The sequence below is a fragment of the Variovorax sp. P4_D9 genome, assembly GCF_056401695.1.
The window spans coordinates 1-1,698 of record NZ_JBFUIU010001329.1; the positions used below are offsets into that span (position 1 = coordinate 1).

Annotated in this window: 1 protein-coding gene and 1 pseudogene; both read left to right on the plus strand. The window is 74.5% G+C overall.

All coding sequences use genetic code 11. The features are described 5' to 3' along the window. On the plus strand, positions 1-1,038 hold a 1,038-nt coding region (locus AC1DY5_RS54550; RefSeq protein ID WP_478122517.1), incomplete at its 5' end, for a hypothetical protein. Beyond that, a pseudogene (locus tag AC1DY5_RS54555) lies at positions 1,035-1,698 on the plus strand (hypothetical protein); the annotation flags it as partial. The gene AC1DY5_RS54550 and the pseudogene AC1DY5_RS54555, both read left to right, overlap by 4 nt.

Sequence of the window (1,698 nt, forward strand, 5' to 3'; positions counted from 1 at the left end):
CCCGTGGGCGGCGCGCAGCCCGGGCCCGGTGAGCCGACCCTCGGCACGCGCGCGCATCAGGTCGGGGCGCTGTTCCTGCCGCAGGTCTTCGGTGGCGGCGGCGAAGCGCCGACTTACGCGCAGCAGCGCGCCGCGCACCGCGAAATGTTCACCGAGGACAACCAGCCGGCCGAAGGCGTGGAGCGCATCAACCCGCACTACACGCCGCCGCCCGCCACACCGGCGGAGATCGTCGCGATCCAGAACCAGATCCTCAACATGCTGGCGGTGCGCGCCCGCGCCGAGCGCGAGGCCGAGCACCAGGACGACCGCATGCAGTCGCTGCAGGCCAACCGCGCGCCGATCGCGAACACCATGGCCGACACGCGGCGTGGGCTCACGGCGGTGGCGGCGCACAAGGCGGCAGTCGCACGCCGCGATGCGGCCAACCAGGACCAGCAGCGGCGCCAGCAGGAAGCCGCGGGCCTGGTCGCCGGCTATCCGAGCCGCGCCACGGGCCTGGCCGCGCTCTCCGTGCCGCTGGCGGCGTGGGAGGGCTTCACCAGCATCGCATCGGAACTGCCCGGCGATGCCGGCGACAAGATGGCGCAGATGAACAGGGAAGCGCAGGAAATGCAGGCCGCGTTCGATCAGATGGGTGCCCGGATGCTCGGCGTGGACACCGAACAGCCGGCACGGCAGGGCGAGCTGCTGGTCGATGCCCGGCGCCTGGATGCGACGGGCGAGCAGGCCGAGGGCTCCGACCAGCGCCTGCACACCGCCGACCAAGGCGCCACCGGCCTGCGCGACGCCAATGAGGCCACGCTGGCCGAGGCGCGCCGGCGCCGCGATGCCGCGACGACCCGCGGCGCATCGCTGCAGGATGCGGCGGACGAGCGGCAGCAGCATGTGGCGTCGCTCGCCGCACAATTGAGCGCATGGGCCGTGCAGCATCGCAACGAGCGCGCCATCGCGATCGAGGCCACTGCCCGGCGGCTCGAAGGCGAAGGCAAGATCGTCACGCAGCGCCCACCGGAACAGGAGCAGGGGCCAGCATGAGTTCCACCGTCGAGATCTCACTGCGCAACGTCGACGCGGCCCGTGCGGGCGGCGATGCCCCGGCGCTGGCCGAGGCATTGCTGCGTCATGCCGATGCGCTCGTGCACGAAGGTCGCATGGCCGATGCGGTGGCGGCGATCGACGAGGCGGCCGCCATTCATCGCGCGCGCGCTGCCGTGCGCGACGAGGCGCGCTGCCTGCGGCTGGGTGCGACGGCGCGGCGACTCCAGGGTCGGCTGGACGATGCGGCGGCCGCTGCGCGGGCCGCGCTGGCGCTCGCCGCGCAGCATCCAAGGGAGCAGGCCGCCGCGCAGGCGGAGTTGGGCGAGATCGAACTCGCGCGAGGTGACGCAGCCGGCGCGATGCGCGCCTTCGATGCCGCCATCGCCCTCGAACCCGACACCTCGCCCGCGCCCTGGCGGGGCCGCGCGAAGGCGCATGCGCTAGCGGCGCGCTTCGAGGCTGCGGCTGCCGACCTCTCCACCGCCGCGCGGCTCGACGACGCGGCCGGCAACACGGCGGGCGCGTTGCGCGCCACCATCGAAGCGGCGACCGCCTGGCAGCAGGCGCGACGCTTCGACCGTGCCGAGGCGCTGGTCGGCGGCGCGAGGCCGCGCGCGACGGCGTGCGGAGACCAGGAGGCGCTGGCCGGGCTCGCGC